We start from the raw sequence: 2,334 nt of genomic DNA on the forward strand, positions 1-2,334 counted from the left end.
AGCTTGACCAATTATAAGTATATGGCGGAGCCCCGCCAACAACTATGTTGTTTAGTTGATAAGGCTGTCCTTTGCATATTGTTGGATTTTGTGTATATAAATGTGCAACTGTATTTGTGTCTGTATAAATTTCTCCACATATCCAACCTTGGGAATTATAAAAATTAATAATCTGGGAAGTTCTTTCTTTTAATAATGAAACAGAACTTAAATTATTTCCAAAATAATCAATTGCATTTGGAAAAGCTACATCTAAACATAGTGCTTTTCCTGCAAGTAAGGTAAATGGTCCAACGGTGCCAACACCTCTTCTGTCGCCTGGTGCATTTCCCTCAGTGACTTCTGACCAACCTAATGGATTATTAGGGTCGCTACTATAACAATAGTTAGTGTAAACTGTACCTCCATATCCATTTCCTCCATATGTATAAGGTGTTCCATCTTTCCAGTAACCATTTAGTACGTTGTAATACTCAGTGCTGTTACCAGGGTCGCCAAGCATACTGCTAATGTTATTATAATAATTAAATGAATACATTGGTGAACTTAAAAAAACAACTCCTTGTGCAGGAACATGAGAACCATATTGGGCATCATTAGTAACAGCATTATAGCCATAATATAGACTTATTGCACTGTCACAACCTATATAATCGTTCAATGCTTCTCCAACATCAATATCAGAGTAAATACCTATATAAAAATCGTTATAATTATTCGATGAATAATTGTAAATTTTGTAGTTGTTAAAAACAGTATTAGCAAGTGCAGAGTCATTAGAATTAAATGAATAAGATAATGAATGAACTTCAACTCCCAAAGGTAAACCTCCTGAACTATGCATGTCTGCTAGGTCGTTAAAAATTGACAATATTGCCTGGTCTCCCCGGATTAATGGGTAATCTCCATTTTGGGGATCATATAAATTATTGCCATTAAAGTCTATATAGTCAGCTGTAGGTGCTGGCCATTCTAAAATTGATTTTGGGATTATATAACCAGATTGATTATAATTTAATATATGAAAATCTATTTCTGATTTTGAAATTTTCCAGATTCTATTCCATATACTATCGCCAGTATAGGTATTTGTATTTGATAATAAGGGTCCTGGCCAAATATCGTTAGGGTAATTTAAAAATCTCATTGCAGCTAAATGCAATAAATTATTTTGGTCAAAACCTCCAAACCAAATAGATGATGCAAAAAGAGAAGAGGCTCCAGTATTTTTGGGTACATGAAAAGCACCCGTATTATTAGGATTTTCAAAAAGTAAACCACATGAATTTATTCCGGCAGAAATATTATTTGTGTCAAGGTAGTCATACCGAAAAGGTGGTATAGTCCATTTTTTAAACTCAATTAATTCATTTAAATTTCCTGAATAAATATTATTATTATAACTTTTTATAGAAGTTAAATTATTCCAAATAAAACCATTAGAAGCACTATAGTTAGTAAAGAAAATTCCATTATATTTTGAAATTCCAGCAGAGTTATATCCTATCCATAAATTTCCAGTATCGTCTACATCTAATGAAGTTATTGAGTTACTTAATAAGCCATCAACAGTTGTTAAAGTTGTAAAACTAATTCCGTTATATTTCACTAAGCCAGTTGTAGTTCCTATCCATATATTTCCTGAAAGATCGCAACGGATTGCTTTAATTAAGTTTGATGGAAGTCCATTACCGGTATTGTAGTTTGTAAATGTTATACCATCAAATACAGATATTCCGATATTGGTACCAAGCCATATTTTTCCAGTTAAATCTTCGCAAATTGATGATATGCCATTAGAGATTAGACCATTCGTATTATTGTAGTTTGTGAAAGTGAGTCCATTATATTTTGATAATCCTGATGAAAAAGTGCCTATCCATAACATTCCACCTGAACCTGATGCCAGAGCAGTTATATTATTTGATGGCAACCCGTTTGTAGTATAATAATTAACAAATCCTGAACCGTTAGTTTTACTTAAACCACTTTGTGTTCCAATCCATACATTACCAGAAAGATCTTTAGAAAGTGATTTTATATTATTATGAGGCAATCCTTGAGTAGTACTATAATTAGTAAAAGTTGTGCCATTAAATTTATTTAATCCAGAGATTGTTCCAACCCATAAATTTCCTGAATTATCGGTTGTTAGGCATTTTACATTATTACTGCTTAATCCATCAGTAGTTGTATATAATTTAAAAACCTGAGCTGTATTATTTGTTATTGAAAACCCAATTACCAATAATATAAGTAATGTTTTTTTCATATTATTTTAATTTAGTATTAATTTTGTCTTCAGTATTTTGTTATTTGTTTGCAATTCCAGAA

1 protein-coding gene is annotated in these 2,334 nt (G+C 31.4%); it reads right to left on the minus strand.

The window, feature by feature from the left end:
• A partial coding sequence (locus HY951_05775; GenBank protein MBI5539547.1) for a hypothetical protein occupies positions 1–2,272 on the minus strand: 2,272 nt, incomplete at its 3' end.
• Positions 2,273–2,334: the final 62 nt, after the last annotated feature.

This window comes from Bacteroidia bacterium, from assembly GCA_016218155.1.
Taxonomy (GTDB): domain Bacteria; phylum Bacteroidota; class Bacteroidia; order Bacteroidales; family GWA2-32-17; genus GWA2-32-17.